Source organism: Paraburkholderia sp. 2C, assembly GCF_054589215.1.
The window spans coordinates 364,869-380,132 of the sequence record NZ_BAAILL010000032.1; the positions used below are offsets into that span (position 1 = coordinate 364,869).

Consider the following 15,264-nt stretch of genomic DNA (forward strand, 5'->3'; position numbering starts at 1 on the left):
AGCGGACTAAGCTGACTAAGCGGACGAAGCGGACGACGGTGGCGCCACCGATGCGCGTTTGATGAGTTCCACCGGCAAACGGACTTCCGGCTGCGCGGCGTCGCCATGCGAGGCGGCCAGCACGAGATCGACGGCGCGCGTGCCCATTTCGGCGATCGGCTGACGGATCGCCGTCAGCGGCGGATTGAACAGATGCAGCGGACCCGCATCGTCGAACACGACGAGCGACAGGCGCCCAGGCACCGCCACACCCGCGCGGTTAAGCGCATCGAGCAGCCCGAACGCGATCTCGCCGCTCGAGACGAATACCGCCGTCGGCGGCCGGCCGACGCTCAGTAGCGCACGCGCGGCGTCTTCGCCTTGCGCGGCCGAATAGGATCCATACAGTTCGAACGCGATTTCGGCTCCCGCTGCTGCTGCCGCGTCACGCAAGCCGGCGAAGCGCTCGCGCGTGCTCGCGAGTTCCGAGGGTCCGCCGATAAAAGCGATACGCCGGTGGCCGTGTCCGGTCAGATGCTCGCCGGCCAGCCACCCGCCGCGATAGTTGTCGCACAGCACTTTCGCGCACTGCACACCGGGGATGTCTTCGTCGATCAGCACGAGGCCGCGCGTGTCGTTCAGCGCTTGCGCAAGCTCGCTCGTGTGGTGATGCGCGCTCACGAACAGCAGACCGCTCACCTGGTTGCGCCGCATGCGCGTCACGTATTGCAGTTCGCGATTCGCGCTGTTCGACGTCGCGCTCAGCAATACGCCGAGACCCTTCGCTTCTGCCGCCTGCTCGACCGCCGCGGCGAGCATCGCGAAGAATGGATTCGCGATGTCGGGAATCACGAGCCCCACCGTGTCCGAGCGGCCCCGCCCGAGACTGCGGGCATGCAGGTTTGGCACGTAGCCGAGCTGCCGGATCGCCGCATCGATGCGCTGCGCCGTGTCGGCGGGCAGCACGAGATCCGCGTTCAGGTAGCGCGAAACGGTCGTCATCGAGACGCCCGCCGTGCGGGCAACATCCTTCAGACCGGGTACGAAACGGCGTTGCGTCACACGTGCCTCGTTGAAGTTCTGACCTCGAACCGCGGCCTTTCCGGATGCGATTCGCTCATCGTTTGTAAAGCGCTTTACCTTCGTTTGAGCTGATTGAACGTGGCCATATCTCGCGTGTCAAGCACTTCCAAATAAATGGCGCGCTAGTGTTTTCCCGAACACGGCCACCGATTAAGCGTCAAAAGCCCCGCAAAATAGGTACTGAAATGGTGATCGACGCGATGATCGGCGTTTACCGCGATCTTTTTGTCCAGTTGACATTGGTGACGACATCGACATACCTTGCGCTGTAAAGCGCTTTACTTCGACGCGCTGCGCGAGGCTACTGATGACCGAGTCCCAATCCGCGTCGCAACCGACCGCTGCTTTACCGGTCGGCATCGACAGCGGCCATGTGATGACCGTGTGCGGCCCTGTGCCGGTCGACCAGATGGGCGTGACGCTGATGCACGAACACATCCTGCTCGACGCATCGAACAAGTGGGTGCCACCGTCCTGCTGCGCCGGACGTCACATCGGCGAACAGAAAGTGCACATCGGCATTCTCGGCGCGCTGCGCATGAACCCGCTGATGAATCGCGATAATTGCCGGCTCGTCGACGTGGATCTCGCCGTCGACGAACTGATGAAGTTTCGCGAGCGCGGCGGCGCGACGGTCGTCGATCCGACCAATATCGGCATCGGCCGCGATCCCATCGCGTTGCAACAGGTCTCGCGCCGCACGGGCCTGCATGTCGTGATGTCGACGGGGTTTTATCTTGAGCCTTCGCATCCGGCCTACGTGCGCGAACGGACGATCGACGAACTCGCCGAACAGTTGATGTTCGAGGTGGGCGCGCTCGAACGCAAACCCGAGGTGATGGCGGGACTGATCGGCGAGATCGGCGTGTCGGCGGCATTCACCGCCGAAGAAACGAAGTCGCTGCGCGCGGCCGCGCGCGCGAGCGCGGCGACCGGCGTGCCGCTTTCCGTGCATTTGCCTGGCTGGGCCCGGCACGGTCACTGCGTGCTCGATATCGTCGAAGAAGAAGGCGCGGATGTGCGGCACACCGTGCTGTGCCATATGAACCCGAGCCATGCGGATGTCGAGTACCAGCACGCGCTTGCACAGCGCGGCGCATGGCTCGAATACGACATGATCGGCATGGACTACTACTACGCGGACGAAGACGCGCAGTCGCCATCGGACGAGGAAAACGCGCGCGCGATTCGCGCACTGATCGATGCGGGCTACGTCGACCGGCTGCTGATGTCGCAGGACGTCTTTCTCAAAATGATGCTCACGCATTACGGCGGCTTCGGCTACGGCTACATCCTCGAGCACTTCGTGCCGCGACTCAAGCGCCACGGCGTAACCGGCGAGCAGATCGACACGATGCTCGTGACAAATCCCGCTCGCGTGTTCTCGCGGCATGCGAGCAGGAGCGCCGGCCACACTCACTCACGCATTGCAAAGGATATCGAATGAAGAAGAAGGTCTTGCTGGCCGGTGAATCGTGGACCTCGACGGCCACGCATGCGAAGGGCTTCGATCAGTTTTCATCGATCACGCACCACAGCGGCGCGGAGCAGTTTCTCGCGCTGTTCGAGCATGGCGATTACGAAGTGACGCATATGCCGAGCCACGATGCGCAGACGCACTTCCCGTCGACACCGGAAGCGCTTCGCGCGTGGGACGCGATCATCCTGTCCGATATCGGCGCCAACACGCTGCTGCTGCATCCGGACACATGGATCAAAAGCCAGCGCACGCCGAACCGGTTGAAACTGCTGCGCGATTACGTCGCCGCGGGCGGCGGCCTCATGATGATCGGCGGTTATCTGAGCTTCCAGGGCATCAACGGCAGCGCACGCTTTCGACACACGCCGGTCGAGGACGTCTTGCCGGTGCGCTGCTTGCCGTATGACGACCGCGTTGAAGTGCCGGAGGGTTTCACGCCCGAACCCGTGGTGGATCACCCAGTGCTTCATGGCATCGATGGCCCATGGCCCCACCTGCTCGGCTACAACGAAGTGGAGCTCAAGTCCGACGCGATGTTGATCGCACGAGTGCCCGGCACGGAGCATCCGCTGCTCGCCGCCGGAGAATTCGGTGCGGGCCGCACCTTGGCGTGGACGAGCGACATGTCCGTGCATTGGCTACCGCCGGAGTTCTCCTCCTGGAACGGTTACGCGCGACTGTGGCGAAACTGCTTCGACTGGTTGACGCAAGGCGGGAGCCCGCTGCGCTAACCGCCGTGCCCTGGGGACGTCCAAGCCAACGCCAGCCAGCGCTGTGTGTTCGCGCAACGTAAGCGCATCAAGCGCGAGGAATTCGTCAACAGCGTGAAGCGACTGACGACAACGTCCCTTCCCGTACGGCTACCCGCCCGACGCGGATGCCCATCTCATTGCGTGCTCATTGTTGATACGTACGCTCAAGCGTACATATCGTTGGATTCGCCAACGATTGGAACCCATCAACCGATGAGGCGAATATGGACTCTCTATATTTTGGAGCATTCCTTATAGGAATAGCTGGCGTAGTGCTTATCCTGAGGCACGCCATTCCGTGGAAGGCAGATTTACTTTCCGCAACAATATGGGCGACCGGTGGACTGCTTGCTGCGGCTCTGACCTGGCACGTAACCAGCAGTCTCAATGATTTGCTACTGCCTTTGGCGGCCAGCCTGCTGTTCGCCGTGCTCGTGCGGGCATTTCTCCCGCATCTCACATCATTCGGTGCGGGTCTTCTTGCGAGCCGGCTTTACCTGCTGGTTTGCGCAATATTCCTCGTTCATGCGAGCGTTCAGGGTAGTAACTGGCCGACGTCTGTCTGGATTGGATACTATGCGGCCCTGTCGTTAGCGCTCGCGCTGGCGGTGATCGGAACACTCCTTAGCGCATTTTCATTTCTCCCCGATTTCCTTGGCAGGTTCGTCCCGCTATTTTGTGACCCGTCAACGGCATTCGTGCAGACGAGCCACGATTACCGGCAGTGGCGGAACAACCCGCTCCTGTCTGGTGCCTATTACGAGTGCATGCCGCGCCACAAGCAGTTCCAACCTGTCGCCAACGAATATGACGCGGCCTATACCGTGGGTACGATGTGCCTCGTCAGACGAAGCGCGCTTGAACAGGCGGGCGGGTGGGCAGAATGGGCGTTGACGGAAGACTCGGAACTTGCGGTCCGGCTCCACGCGTTAGGATACAAAGGTAACGTGTTCGCGGACACATGGGGTAAGGGTCTGATTCCCGAAACCATGGAAGGAGTGAAGAAGCAGCAATTTCGTTGGTCCGGGGGACCGCTTCAGCAGTTCATGGTGCATTGGCGCTTGTACCTCGGCCTCGAAACGCGCCGCCGACTGACTTTCGCGCAAAAAGCGCTGGAAATCAAGCATAGTTTCGAGTATCTGCCTACCGTGCTCAGCAGCTTGATGGCTCTAGTCATGGTGCTGTTTTCCGTGAATGCGGTCATGCGCGGCGAGTCTACCGATGTACCGCTAAGCGTACTGGCCGTTGTCGTCGCCAGTGTCTTTCTGGCCTATGCGAAAAAGTGGATAGAGGTCAGGCGTCTAGGTGGAAACCGCACCACTTCCTTTCTCTATGCCGTGATGATGGAGGAAGCGCTTCGTTGGACTTTTCTAAAAGCGTTCTTTGTCCCGCTTTTCAAGTTCAAGCTCACCTGGCACCGAACCGACAAGTTCGCCAAGTCAGGCAACCTCGTACGTGCCTTTCATTCATCCAGAACCGAGACGTTGATTGCCATAGCCTGTTTTGCCATAGCGGCAACATTCGCTCCCTTCGCGTCCTTTGATCGATTCGACTATGCGGCCCTGACGACGATCATCGTAGCGCTCCAGGGTGTGGGTTTTCTGTGCACGCTAGCGATGGCATTTGTCGGCGAAAAAGCGCTGTCCCGGCACGCGCCCGTACCTAAGTCAAGCGGTACGTTCAAGAAATCAGGTTTGAGCGAATCTGCGTAGCAGCGTGCATTCGATGTTGGGAACCCCTCCCGATTCGACATCGAGAAAGCGGCCCAGGACACGGCCAGCAGGATCGGCCCGAACACCGGATGTAGCGACCAGCGGTCGATGGCGTCGCCGCGAGTGTCGGTGGCGTGCGGCATCGACACGGTCGCGGCCAGTAACACACGAACTTCATCGTGCAGGCCGTCGCTATCTGCTGTCCCCGTGTCTCCTGCATGTCTCAAGGTCGCCGCCTTGTCGCTTGCGGCCACGCCGTGCCGGCGCTTCGTCCACCGCTGGCCATGCTGGAGAAAACCCCATCCTTTCGGACCAGCGCGTGATACATCGCGGCCAGAAAATGCACGGCAAACGTTCCTGCCAACACCATTGCAAGGATCAGATGCGCCTTCCTGAGGGCTCGGTATAGGTGAATATCATGCGGCATGATCGATGGCAGATGCAGCCAACCCATCAGTATGATCGGCGGGCCCTCAGCGGAAATCATTGACCAGCCGACCAACGGCATGACGATCATCATTGCGTAAAGCGCAAAGTGAGACGCTCGGGCTGCGCGACGCTGAACGAGCGGGATGTCTTCCGGAAGCGCCGGAACATCGCTGTTCAAGCGCACATAAATCCGAATGAATGCGAGAGCCAATATAGAAATACCCAATGGCTCATGCAGCCAAAGCAGGTTCTCATCCAGACCCATAACCAGCATTGACAGAATCATCGCGGCCATCATCCAGTGGAGCACGCGAGCAAGAAAACTGAAGTGAAGCGTTTGGCGACGCACGGGCGGAAGGTCCTTTCAGAAGCAGAATAGTTGCCTTGGGCTTCTCGTGTAGATGCTTCAGGCGCTCGATAAACAAACCAGCAACGGGCCCTGCCGCGCATATGCCTGCAGGCTCGCCCCTGTCGCGATAGGGTCACCAGCACATCGACAAATCCATATGCATAGTTATCCATATAGACACGCTGCAGTGCCCTGATCTGTCGCTGCCCCGATTGGCTAGTGCGTCGGGTCGCCCGTGTCTACCTTGGTCTGTGCTACACGCTGCTGCTTCATGCGAGCAACCTCCTGCGCGAACATCGGGTCGATGTCGGGATATGAGGTATCCGTGACATAGTCGAGGCCGTTTTTCCGGGCCTCGACAAGCTCCTGGTAGACCTCGGCGCGAGTTTTTCCCTGGGCAAAGACATGTGTAGAGGCAAGAAAACCCAAGCAGACTGCAGCTATCGAAAAGACTTTCATTTCACACTCCTGTCAAAAATTATGCGTGACGTCGCTGAGTAGACTCGATTCACACGCAAGATATTCCCGACGAGGCTCGAAATGATTCCCCGCGACGCGTTCGATTTTGTGGATGCGGGGAATATATCTTTGACAGGATCGGTAAACGCACCTAGTCAGGACGAGTTCGTCAGCCTAACTGAATGATGCACACCTCATTCATGGACGCGGTCGCCCTGACACATTCCAAATTGACGTTGACCAAAGTGCACCTACTGCTCGCAGGGCAGTCTTGATGTCGGGAAAAATCCAATGAAAAAGCACCATTTCGCATTTGCAATTTTGTGTCCTATGGCCGCAACCGCACATGCTCAAAGCAGCGTGGCTCTACGGCTTGATAGACGAAGGCTTTGAGGCAGTAAGCAATGTAGCGGTAGCGGGCACAAACGGTGGCCACTCCAAGTTCGGGCTGGATGCGATCAATGGCTTGAACGGTACGCGCTGGGGTTTGCGAGGAAGCGAAGATCTCGGCGGAGGATTGTCAGCGGTATTTACGCTAGAGAATGGCTTTGATCTGAATAGCGGAAAGCTTGCACAAGGCGGCGACGAGTTCGGGCGACAAGCGTTCGTCGGCATCAAAAGCAGGGATTTCGGCACGGTGACGCTAGGCCGTCAGTACGATAGCGTTGTCGATTATGTCGGTGGCCTGGAGTTCGCGGATTCGAGCCTCGGTACCGCACATGCCGCTCATCCGGGCGACCTGGACAACTTCAACAACACCCGTCGCACTAATAATGCAGTCAAATTCCTGAGCCCAAATTACGCGGGATTGACGTTCGGGGGCGTGTATAGCTTTGGGGGCGTGCCAGGGTCGGTTGCGACGAACCAGGTGTATTCATTTGGAGCAGGCTATTCGCGAGGGCCGGTGTCTTTGGGAGTCGCTTACCTGAACGCGAGGAATCCGGCATCCTCTTTATTTGGTAGTAATCCGTCCGACACTGCCACGTCCAATGGACTGACCGGAACGCCCGTTTTCAGCGGTTATCGTACTGCCGCGCTGTACCAGGTGATAGGCGCGGGCGGCTCATACGCGCTGGGGCCCGCGACCCTCGGGGCAACATTTTCCAACACACGGTTCGGCGGTATCGCCCAGCTAGGGGGAACGACAGCTGCGTTCAATAACGCGGAAGCAAGTTTTCAATATCATTTGACGCCGCGCTTTCTCGTGGGACTTTCATATAACTTCACGCACGGCAGCCAGGTGTCGAGCACAGTGGGAGGGGCCAACTATAACCAATACGCGGTCGGCGCCAATTACTCCCTGTCGACGCGCACGGACGTGTACTCCGCGGTCATCTATCAGACTGCCAACGGTCATAATTCAACCGGAGCCGCCGCCGTCGCGAATATAAACGGCGTGTCGGCTTCGTCGAACCAGCAGCAAGCCGTGGCCAGAATAGGTCTGCGCACCAAGTTTTAAATGATCGCCTGCCTTGAATAAAGGGATGTAATGGCTGGAGATGCGGCTATCGACGTATCTCCAGCCTCCTTGTGCGTTTGTTCTTTATTGAAGACTTCGATTTACAACGTGTCGCCCCGTATTCTCGACGTTCGAAGGGCGCCGCTAGCCAACGCTCCACCGTAAACAAGCGCAGATGTAGGTATTGACCACCACCGGAGAGGGCGGTGCAAACGACAGCCCGTGGTTGCTGGCGTGAAGCCTTCGGCCCCCAAGGAAGCCAGTTCGAGTTCTTCCACGAATACATCGGAAATTCTGATCGGATTGTCTTCCGATGAAATTGAAATCACCCGGATATTCCGGCAGCAGCGTTACCTGATTGCGGTCCGCGACTTCGACGAATCGCCGCATCCTTGCCACTCGCGCCAGCGGTTGATTCAGTCGAGGCGATCGCCCACGTTCTTGCACAGCCTCGATCTCCTGGCACCGTTCGATACGCGCCTTGCCGGATTCGTATGCCACGCTTTGAGCACAACTGGTGAAAACGCACAGCACACTCCGGCTAACTTGTCAGGAATAAAGTTGGAGCTTATGCAGTCCACTACATTGAATCCGGCGTTTTTCATTTTCCACAATATACCTTTCCTTCCTTTTTAAGATCAGTCTATTTATCTCGCGAAAAATGAACATTCTGTTATCGGTCAATTACGATAAGTCAGGGGATTTATGCGGCACACACATAGAAGCGATCTGTTGTCAGGCTATCTTGACCGAGAGTTAGGGCCGGTCGAGACTTTCTGGGTCGAATACCAGCTTGCCACCTGCAAGCGCTGCCAGGAGATCTATGCGGTGTATGAAGGTTTAAATATGCGGCTGCGCAGCGCGTATCTATGCGTCGAGGTGCCCGAGGAACTGGCGGAGCGAATACGGGCTCTCTCGAGGAACCAGGCGTTGAACTTGACCGGGACAGGCGTCAGTTCACCGACAGGGCCCGATCAATAGTCCGATTTCAGATCGCCCTCGTCCGCACAGGCATTGATGGACTGGATGCCCAATGGACTCTGCGCGCCACCGCCAATCTGGAAGTTCTAGTCGGAAAACATAGCAGATCATTCATTATGGTATCCAGATCAATACTGCAATTTTACGGTTTAATTCGCGATTCTCACCGCAACCGCATAACCTCGGTTTTACGATTGAAAACGAAAGCGAAATAAATCTGACTCCGGCAATATTTTAAATTCGACAGGTACCGACCGTTTATCGCTACCGGGAATAAAAGCGACTTACTCGAAGTCTTCTGTCCTTGACCATGGAAAGAAGACTCGAGAGGAAATCCAGCATGATTGACCCGGTCGTGGCAAAGCGCTTCGAACGATTGGTTTTGCCACATATGAACTCGGCTTTCAACGTTGCGCGATGGTTGACCCGCAACGACGAAGACGCCAAAGACATTGTTCAGGAGGCGTGCCTGCGGGCATTCAAGTTCTTCGAAGGATTTCGCAACGAGGATCCGCGTTCCTGGTTACTAAGCATCGTAAGGAATACCTTCTATACGTGGCATCAACAAAACCAGGTGCATATGCGCGAGAACACGATGTTTGAAGAAGATCTGCATAGTCTGGAGGCAGGTTTCGAAAATTTCGACCGTGGTCCGGAAGCGATGCTCATCCAAAGGCAGAGTCAAAAGCAAGTGCACGTGGCATTGCAAGGTTTGCGACTGGAATTTCGCGAAGTACTCGTTTTGCGCGAGTTGGAGGGGCTGTCATATAAAGAGATTGCGTCCATCGTCGGCATACCGATAGGCACTGTGATGTCTCGCTTGGGGCGCGGTCGCCAGCAACTCGCTGAACTTCTCGCTTCGACGGATGAGGAGTGTTGATGGATCATGAAAGGGCGTTTGAACTGATAGCTGGCTATGTCGATGAGGAGCTTGGCCTATCCGAGGCGTTGGACTTCGAACATCATCTTGCGGGATGCCAGCTCTGTCAGGAACAACTCGCGAAACAGAAGCTTGCGCGTTCTCGTCTCAAGCACGCACATCTTCAGGTCGAGACCCCGGATGACTTGTCGCGGCGAATTAGCGCTGCCCTGTCGACGCAAAAATCGATGTGGAGACGGTTGGGTGAGCTGTTTCGTCTGCCCGGCAGAACGAACCCATTTGCATGGGCACCGGTTGGCGCGGTCGCCATCTCGGCACTCGCACTGAGCGGAAGTGCCGGCTTGTACCTGTCTATCCCCTCCAGCGAGAGTCGGTTGTCCCACGAACTGCTGGATAACCATATTCGCTCGTTGCAGGAAAATCACCTTATCGATGTGATTTCAACCGATCGGCACACCGTAAAGCCGTGGTTCAACGGCAAGCTGGATTACACGCCGCCGGTTGTCGATCTCGCGCAGCAAGGGTATGCGCTCGTCGGCGGGCGAATGGATGTCGTCAATGGAAGGCCGGTGTCCGTCTTGGTCTATCGCTATAAGCTTCATCCCATCAACCTCTATGTCTGGCCAGGAAGCGATGCAAGATCGTCCACCCGAATCACCGAGCGGGACGGCTATCATCTTGCGCATTGGAACGCTGCGGGAATGGATTTCTGGGCTGTGACAGACGCTGGCGAAGAAGAACTGAGCGGCTTCGTGGACGACTTGCGAACGCGTGCATCGCCCTAACCGTCCGGTAGGAGGTACGGTATCCGAAAAAGCTTTGGCGATGCCTGGATATGTCGTTCAGCGCATCGGCTCTTGGCGATTCGTTTATCGAGCTGGAGCATGAGCCCGATAAACGGACGGCCTCGTTAAACCTGAGATGACGGTCGCTCGCCCCGGAGAAGACGTGGTTCTCGATGGCCGATTCAGGCTCGTCCGGTCGACCGGAGTGGACCGGGAGTGGGCGACGCGGCCGTTAGAAAGACGTGGCCATGGCACTGTCCGGCAATCGTGCGCTCAGCGTCCGTTCGGCTACCTGCTTCGCCCCGATGGAACGAACAATGTAAGGCAAAGGCCAATGAGCGCTACTCCGGCCGCAAGGACGAGGCTGGTATGAATCGCGCTGATAAGCGCGAGGCGTGCCGATGCCAATATGACGTCGCCTGCATGACCCGTAAAGACAAGCTGGTTCACAAGCACATTTTGGTCTACGCGATCAGGCATTAGCGTCGGACTGGCGAGCGACCTGAACCATTGCGTTGTCTGGTATGAGTGAATCAGGTTATGCAGGTCGCCCGTGTACAGGTGATTTAACACCGAGCAGGTCATCGATATGCCTAACATTCCGCCGAGCGTCCTAAGCGATTGCAGCGCCCCTATCGTTGCACCGAGTTCGGTGCGCGCAGTGATGTTATGCGAAAAAATAGATAGGCCGGATGCAACCAGGCCGAGACCCACTCCACCGACACCCATGCATGTCATCCACACGACATGAGGCATCTTGCCGGTTATCGCGACCACGCAAAAACACGCGATGATGAACAAGGCGAACCCCGCGCTCATCGTAAGGTTGATTCGCTTGACCCAGCCGATGATCCTGTTATTCAAAGCGGTGCCAACCGTCACCCCGGCCACGAGTGGAGTGATCAGCATGCCGGAGTGAGACGAGGACATGCCGAATCCGCCTTGAAATAACAGCGGAACGTTGAACAGCAGGGCGAATGTTCCAAACCCGCCCAGCACGGACACAATGAAGAGCGCGATGAGCCTGCGGTCCGCAAAGAGGCCTTTCGGTATGATCGGATGGTCAACCCGCATTTCCCAGATCCACAGTGTGAAGCCGGCAATTGCAATGATCAATCCAAGTGACACGGTCAGACTGGTGGCGCCTTTTCCCGGAACCAGTTCGATCAGGAGGAGTGCAGCGGCTAGAGCCACAACGAGAACGCAAGCACCAAACCAGTCGACACGAGAGATATCAGCACGACGCGTGGAGTGCACGTCAGGCAGGAAGCGATGGATAAACAGAAGCGCCACGATTCCGGTTGGCACGTTGATAAAAAACACGAGCCGCCAGTTGCAGTATTGAGCGAGCACGCCGCCAAGGAGCGGTCCGATGACGCTGCCGACTCCGGAGGCGGAACTGACGATGACCTGCCATCGCAGGCGGGACGGAGGATGGGGGAAAAGGTCGGCGACCGTCGCGAAGATCGTCCCGGTCATGATACCGCCACCCAAGCCTTGCAGTCCTCGGGCAATTACGAGTTGAAGCATGCTATTCGCGAGTCCACACAATAGCGAGGTCACGGTAAAGAGAACGATCGCCGCAAGAAGGAGCATCTTCCTGCCGACAAGGTCTCCTAGTCGACCAAACAAAGGAATCGCGATGACCGATGTCAGCATATATGAAGTTGCAACCCACGCGTACAGATCGAATTTCCCAAGGTCTCTAATGATCTGAGGCAATGCGGTTCCGACGATTGTCTGGTCCTGCGCGACCAGAATGGCCACGAGCGCCATACCGAACATCGCAAACAATGATTCGCGGAACGGCCGCGTCGGCCGATATCCCTCATCGGTGGTGGAGAGCGCGTTCATCGGAGATCCTTAGGATGGCTTCGACATGGCAATGACTGTCTTCGGCATTGGTTGCGATGCGACACTGGCGATTGCTGCGTTCGAAGGCGTAAAGCCATGTTCGATTGCTGCTCTCACCGCTCGCCAAACATCGGGTAGACCTCGCTTTTCTCGCGGTTATTCCCACTCTCGAGAAAAATCTCTCACGATTAGCCGCTGCCTGCACATTGCGTTCGTGCGTCATAAGCCGGTGCCGCCGGGTGCGGTCGGTATGACCGAAAGCCCGCGCCAACGTCGATATCGGGAATAAATCGCGTGACCTCGGAGTCTTGCTGCATGAACCTGGTACGAAATCGCCGGATACGCCGGTGGACCACTTCCTGTAGCTACTCGCGAGGACGATATGTCATCCAAACTTCCATTTGATCCTACCCGTCGCAATGCCTTGAAATGTCTCGCCTTCGGCGGCGCAGGGACGCTGTTTGTCCTGGCTGGCGGGGTGCTTTCGCCCGTAGACGTCGCGTTGGCCGCCGGCAACAAGGGGCATGCCGCCGCGCAAGGGACGCCCTTGTTCCTGCAGATCAGCGACACTCACATCGGCTTCAACAAGGAAGCCAATCCGGACGTCGCCGGCACGCTGACGCAGACGATCGACTATGTCAACGCCATGCCGGTCAAGCCGTCTCTCACGATTCATACGGGAGACATCACCCACTTGTCCAAGCCGCAACAGTTCGACGACGCATCGCAGTTATTGTCGCGACTGCAAATTACCGAATTGCATACCGTTCCGGGCGAACACGATGTGACGGACGGCACCGGCATGGAATACTTCAACCGCTTCGGCCAGGCGTCTGCCAATAAAGGCTATTACAGCTTCGATCATCAGGGCGTCCACTTTATCGCGCTGAATAACGTCATGAATTTTCAGCCGGAAGGCCTGGGCGCACTTGGTAACGATCAATTGGACTGGCTGAAGGCGGATCTGGCGGGCCGCTCATCAAGTACGCCGATCGTCGTTTTCGCCCATATGCCGTTGTGGACGATTTACCAGCCATGGGGTTGGGGCACCGGCGACGCGGACCAGGCGATGAGCTACCTGAAGCGCTTTGGCTCCGTCACGGTCCTGAACGGCCATATCCATCAAATCGTCTCGAAAGTGGAAGGGAACATGACGTTCCACACTGCGCGATCGACAGCCTACCCTCAACCGACCGCCGGCAACGGCCCCGGTCCTGTACCACTGACCGTCCCGGCTGCCCAACTTCCGAAAATGCTGGGCGTGACGGACGTGAAGATCGCGCTGACACCTGCCAAAGCGACGCTGACCGATACAACCCTTGCCTGAAAAGCAACCGGCCGATGGCTGTATTCGGCCATTCCACACTGGAGAAAGACGTATATGAGCAGGTCTATTTTGAACGCCTCCTTAGCCGTATTGTTCGTGTCGGCGACGCTCAGCGTCGCCGTGCGTGCGGTAGCGGCAGGCGATCCGGTTGCAGGCAAGATCGCCTACGGGGCGTGCATGTCGTGCCATTCCATCGACGATAACGACGTCGGACCTGCGCACCGCGGCGTCGTAGGACGCAAGGCGGGGTCCGTACCGGGATTCTCGTACTCCACCGCGCTGAAAAACTCGGGCATTGTCTGGACACCTGAGATGATCGACCGTTGGCTGCAAGGCCCGCAGAAGCTGGTGCCAGGAACGAAGATGTTCTTCTCGGTGGGGGATCCGAAGACTCGCGCGGACATCATCGCCTACCTTGCCACGCAGAAGTAGAGATGCACTATCCTAACGGCGCGCGCCTCGCGTGCCGCGCAGCATGCCCCTTCCATCTTTCCGCCGCGCTCAACGATGTTCTGTGCAACGGATCGTTGGAAGCGAGAATATCGCCAGCTCGCTACTGGCTGAATTTCAGCCATTCGCTGCAACGCTATGTTCTGCCGCATACTCACGTGGTGTCATGCCGTAACGAGCTTTGAACGCACGGCTAAAGTGGGCGTGGTTCGAAAAGCCGCATTCAAATGCGATTCGCTTTATCGCGCCATGCGACGTGTCGACAAGCAATCGCTGCGCAGCTCGCTCAAGACGTAACGACCACACATAGCTCATCACCGACAGGCCGTTGGCCCGCAACGCACGTTCAAGACTGCTTTTCGACATATTCAGTTCGGCCGCTATCCGCTCGGCATTCAGATCGATGTCGCCTATATGTCGCGCGATCAGTCGTTTCGCGAGCAACACGTTAGCCGAGCCCATTGGTCGCAACGATGGTTTGTCATAGTGATTGATAAGCACGTCCATTAAGTCAATGCACTGCTCGCCGAGCCGCGACAGCATCGTCTCGCTAACCTTACCCGATAACGAAGCCAGATGGAGCACCAGTCCGCGTACCGCATCGACGTCCGCCAAAGCGGGATTCGGGCGCAAGAACATCGGCAAACTGTCGCGTAATCCTCGCTCGCGCAGGGAGGACTTCGGAATACTTAGCACCGACATATGCGTCGTATCGCGAAACGACTCCGTGAACGTACGCTGTGGGTCGAGGACCGCAACGTCCCCGGGTCCGAACCTCGTCGTTTGCCCGTGTTGTCCGACGAACAGCGCGCCACTGTTCACCACCTGCACGATTAGACGCTCCTCGTTCCAGGCTGCACTGGGATGGGGCGAACCCGGCGATACTGCGAACCATGCTGCCTTGACGTTCGAGACGATCGCCTGTCCCGCGCGTGCAATATGCATCGCCGAGGGGCCGAAGTGCGAACCGTCGAGGCGACATTTCCAGCCGTGAATCGACAGCTCGTTGACCCATTCGCGATGATCTACTGACGTACCATTCCAGGTATAAAATCTGTTATCGGTATCCATACTTTGCTTCCGGCGTTCGATGGTCCCATCTTGCAAATGAAAAACTACACGGTGCGCGATTTCGATGTCCCGTTCGGCCGATGAAGCAGGAATGAAGGCCCGCGACGACAGATTTTCGGATTGAGGATTTGCTCAAATACGATCGAGACTAGCAGAACAGCCCACGAAATGGCGCTCGTTTTTAACCGTTCTACCATAAAGCGGTCGGGTGAAT

14 protein-coding genes and 1 pseudogene are annotated in these 15,264 nt (G+C 57.5%); 10 read left to right on the forward strand and 5 right to left on the reverse strand.

What is annotated here, in order from left to right; genetic code table 11:
- Positions 1 to 15: 15 nt before the first annotated feature.
- The gene (locus tag ACYPXD_RS09820) at positions 16 to 1,041 is read right to left on the reverse strand and encodes a LacI family DNA-binding transcriptional regulator (protein ID WP_459710282.1); all 1,026 of its coding nucleotides are present in this window, start codon (positions 1,039 to 1,041) and stop codon (positions 16 to 18) included.
- 328 nt (positions 1,042 to 1,369) lie between these two features.
- Here ACYPXD_RS09820 and ACYPXD_RS09825 point away from each other — a divergent pair, with 328 nt between their 5' ends.
- The 3 genes from ACYPXD_RS09825 to ACYPXD_RS09835 all read left to right on the forward strand — a co-directional run bounded on the left by ACYPXD_RS09825 (position 1,370) and on the right by ACYPXD_RS09835 (position 5,006).
- Positions 1,370 to 2,509, forward strand: coding sequence for a phosphotriesterase family protein (locus tag ACYPXD_RS09825; protein ID WP_459710284.1), 1,140 nt, complete (start codon positions 1,370 to 1,372; stop codon positions 2,507 to 2,509).
- Positions 2,506 to 3,273 (forward strand): glutamine amidotransferase, encoded by a 768-nt coding sequence (locus ACYPXD_RS09830; protein ID WP_459710286.1) that lies wholly within the window; start codon positions 2,506 to 2,508, stop codon positions 3,271 to 3,273. Before ACYPXD_RS09825 ends, ACYPXD_RS09830 begins: the two co-directional genes overlap by 4 nt.
- 245 nt (positions 3,274 to 3,518) lie before the next feature.
- Entirely contained in the window at positions 3,519 to 5,006 is a 1,488-nt protein-coding gene (locus ACYPXD_RS09835) for a glycosyltransferase family 2 protein (RefSeq protein ID WP_459710288.1), read from the forward strand.
- A 223-nt stretch (positions 5,007 to 5,229) separates the two neighbouring features.
- Here the strand turns inward: ACYPXD_RS09835 and ACYPXD_RS09840 are convergent, their stop codons facing one another.
- Positions 5,230 to 5,784, reverse strand: a complete 555-nt coding sequence (locus ACYPXD_RS09840) for a cytochrome b (RefSeq protein WP_459710291.1) — start codon at positions 5,782 to 5,784, stop codon at positions 5,230 to 5,232.
- 216 nt (positions 5,785 to 6,000) lie between these two features.
- Positions 6,001 to 6,243 (reverse strand): DUF4148 domain-containing protein, encoded by a 243-nt coding sequence (locus ACYPXD_RS09845; protein WP_459710293.1) that lies wholly within the window; start codon positions 6,241 to 6,243, stop codon positions 6,001 to 6,003.
- A gap of 291 nt (positions 6,244 to 6,534) precedes the next feature.
- Between ACYPXD_RS09845 and ACYPXD_RS09850 the strand changes: the two are divergent.
- From ACYPXD_RS09850 to ACYPXD_RS09870, 5 genes and pseudogenes are all read left to right on the forward strand, one after another.
- Positions 6,535 to 7,702: pseudogene (locus tag ACYPXD_RS09850) on the forward strand (porin).
- A gap of 222 nt (positions 7,703 to 7,924) precedes the next feature.
- Positions 7,925 to 8,338: a hypothetical protein gene (locus ACYPXD_RS09855; protein ID WP_459710295.1), complete on the forward strand. Its 414-nt coding sequence runs from the start codon at positions 7,925 to 7,927 to the stop codon at positions 8,336 to 8,338.
- Between the two features lie 69 nt (positions 8,339 to 8,407).
- Positions 8,408 to 8,683 (forward strand): anti-sigma factor family protein, encoded by a 276-nt coding sequence (locus ACYPXD_RS09860; RefSeq protein WP_459710297.1) that lies wholly within the window; start codon positions 8,408 to 8,410, stop codon positions 8,681 to 8,683.
- A gap of 340 nt (positions 8,684 to 9,023) precedes the next feature.
- Positions 9,024 to 9,563, forward strand: coding sequence for a sigma-70 family RNA polymerase sigma factor (locus ACYPXD_RS09865; RefSeq protein WP_459710299.1), 540 nt, complete (start codon positions 9,024 to 9,026; stop codon positions 9,561 to 9,563).
- Entirely contained in the window at positions 9,563 to 10,348 is a 786-nt protein-coding gene (locus ACYPXD_RS09870) for an anti-sigma factor family protein (RefSeq protein ID WP_459710301.1), read from the forward strand. The genes ACYPXD_RS09865 and ACYPXD_RS09870 overlap by 1 nt, the downstream gene beginning before the upstream one ends.
- 288 nt (positions 10,349 to 10,636) lie before the next feature.
- Here the strand turns inward: ACYPXD_RS09870 and ACYPXD_RS09875 are convergent, their stop codons facing one another.
- A complete protein-coding gene (locus tag ACYPXD_RS09875; protein WP_459710303.1) occupies positions 10,637 to 12,202 on the reverse strand; it encodes an MFS transporter in 1,566 nt (521 codons plus the stop codon).
- 382 nt (positions 12,203 to 12,584) lie between these two features.
- Here ACYPXD_RS09875 and ACYPXD_RS09880 point away from each other — a divergent pair, with 382 nt between their 5' ends.
- On the forward strand, positions 12,585 to 13,529 hold the full coding sequence (locus ACYPXD_RS09880; RefSeq protein ID WP_459710305.1) for a metallophosphoesterase family protein: 945 nt from the start codon (positions 12,585 to 12,587) through the stop codon (positions 13,527 to 13,529).
- 54 nt (positions 13,530 to 13,583) lie between these two features.
- Complete coding sequence (locus ACYPXD_RS09885; RefSeq protein ID WP_459710308.1) at positions 13,584 to 13,961, forward strand: c-type cytochrome; 378 nt, start codon at positions 13,584 to 13,586, stop codon at positions 13,959 to 13,961.
- Positions 13,962 to 14,096: 135 nt separating this feature from the next.
- On the opposite strand, the gene ACYPXD_RS09890 is transcribed toward ACYPXD_RS09885, so the two are convergent.
- On the reverse strand, positions 14,097 to 15,050 hold the full coding sequence (locus ACYPXD_RS09890) for a helix-turn-helix domain-containing protein (RefSeq protein WP_459710310.1): 954 nt from the start codon (positions 15,048 to 15,050) through the stop codon (positions 14,097 to 14,099).
- Positions 15,051 to 15,264: the final 214 nt, after the last annotated feature.

What these genes read in the sequence shown, in the direction of transcription:
- ACYPXD_RS09825 (WP_459710284.1), top strand. Translation starts at nt 1,370, where the DNA reads ATGACCGAGTCCCAATCCGCGTCGCAACCGACCGCTGCTTTACCGGTC.
- ACYPXD_RS09830 (WP_459710286.1), top strand. Translation starts at nt 2,506, where the DNA reads ATGAAGAAGAAGGTCTTGCTGGCCGGTGAATCGTGGACCTCGACGGCC.
- ACYPXD_RS09835 (WP_459710288.1), top strand. Translation starts at nt 3,519, where the DNA reads ATGGACTCTCTATATTTTGGAGCATTCCTTATAGGAATAGCTGGCGTA.
- ACYPXD_RS09845 (WP_459710293.1), bottom strand. Translation starts at nt 6,243, where the DNA reads ATGAAAGTCTTTTCGATAGCTGCAGTCTGCTTGGGTTTTCTTGCCTCT.
- ACYPXD_RS09860 (WP_459710297.1), top strand. Translation starts at nt 8,408, where the DNA reads ATGCGGCACACACATAGAAGCGATCTGTTGTCAGGCTATCTTGACCGA.
- ACYPXD_RS09865 (WP_459710299.1), top strand. Translation starts at nt 9,024, where the DNA reads ATGATTGACCCGGTCGTGGCAAAGCGCTTCGAACGATTGGTTTTGCCA.
- ACYPXD_RS09870 (WP_459710301.1), top strand. Translation starts at nt 9,563, where the DNA reads ATGGATCATGAAAGGGCGTTTGAACTGATAGCTGGCTATGTCGATGAG.
- ACYPXD_RS09875 (WP_459710303.1), bottom strand. Translation starts at nt 12,202, where the DNA reads ATGAACGCGCTCTCCACCACCGATGAGGGATATCGGCCGACGCGGCCG.
- ACYPXD_RS09880 (WP_459710305.1), top strand. Translation starts at nt 12,585, where the DNA reads ATGTCATCCAAACTTCCATTTGATCCTACCCGTCGCAATGCCTTGAAA.
- ACYPXD_RS09885 (WP_459710308.1), top strand. Translation starts at nt 13,584, where the DNA reads ATGAGCAGGTCTATTTTGAACGCCTCCTTAGCCGTATTGTTCGTGTCG.
- ACYPXD_RS09890 (WP_459710310.1), bottom strand. Translation starts at nt 15,050, where the DNA reads ATGGATACCGATAACAGATTTTATACCTGGAATGGTACGTCAGTAGAT.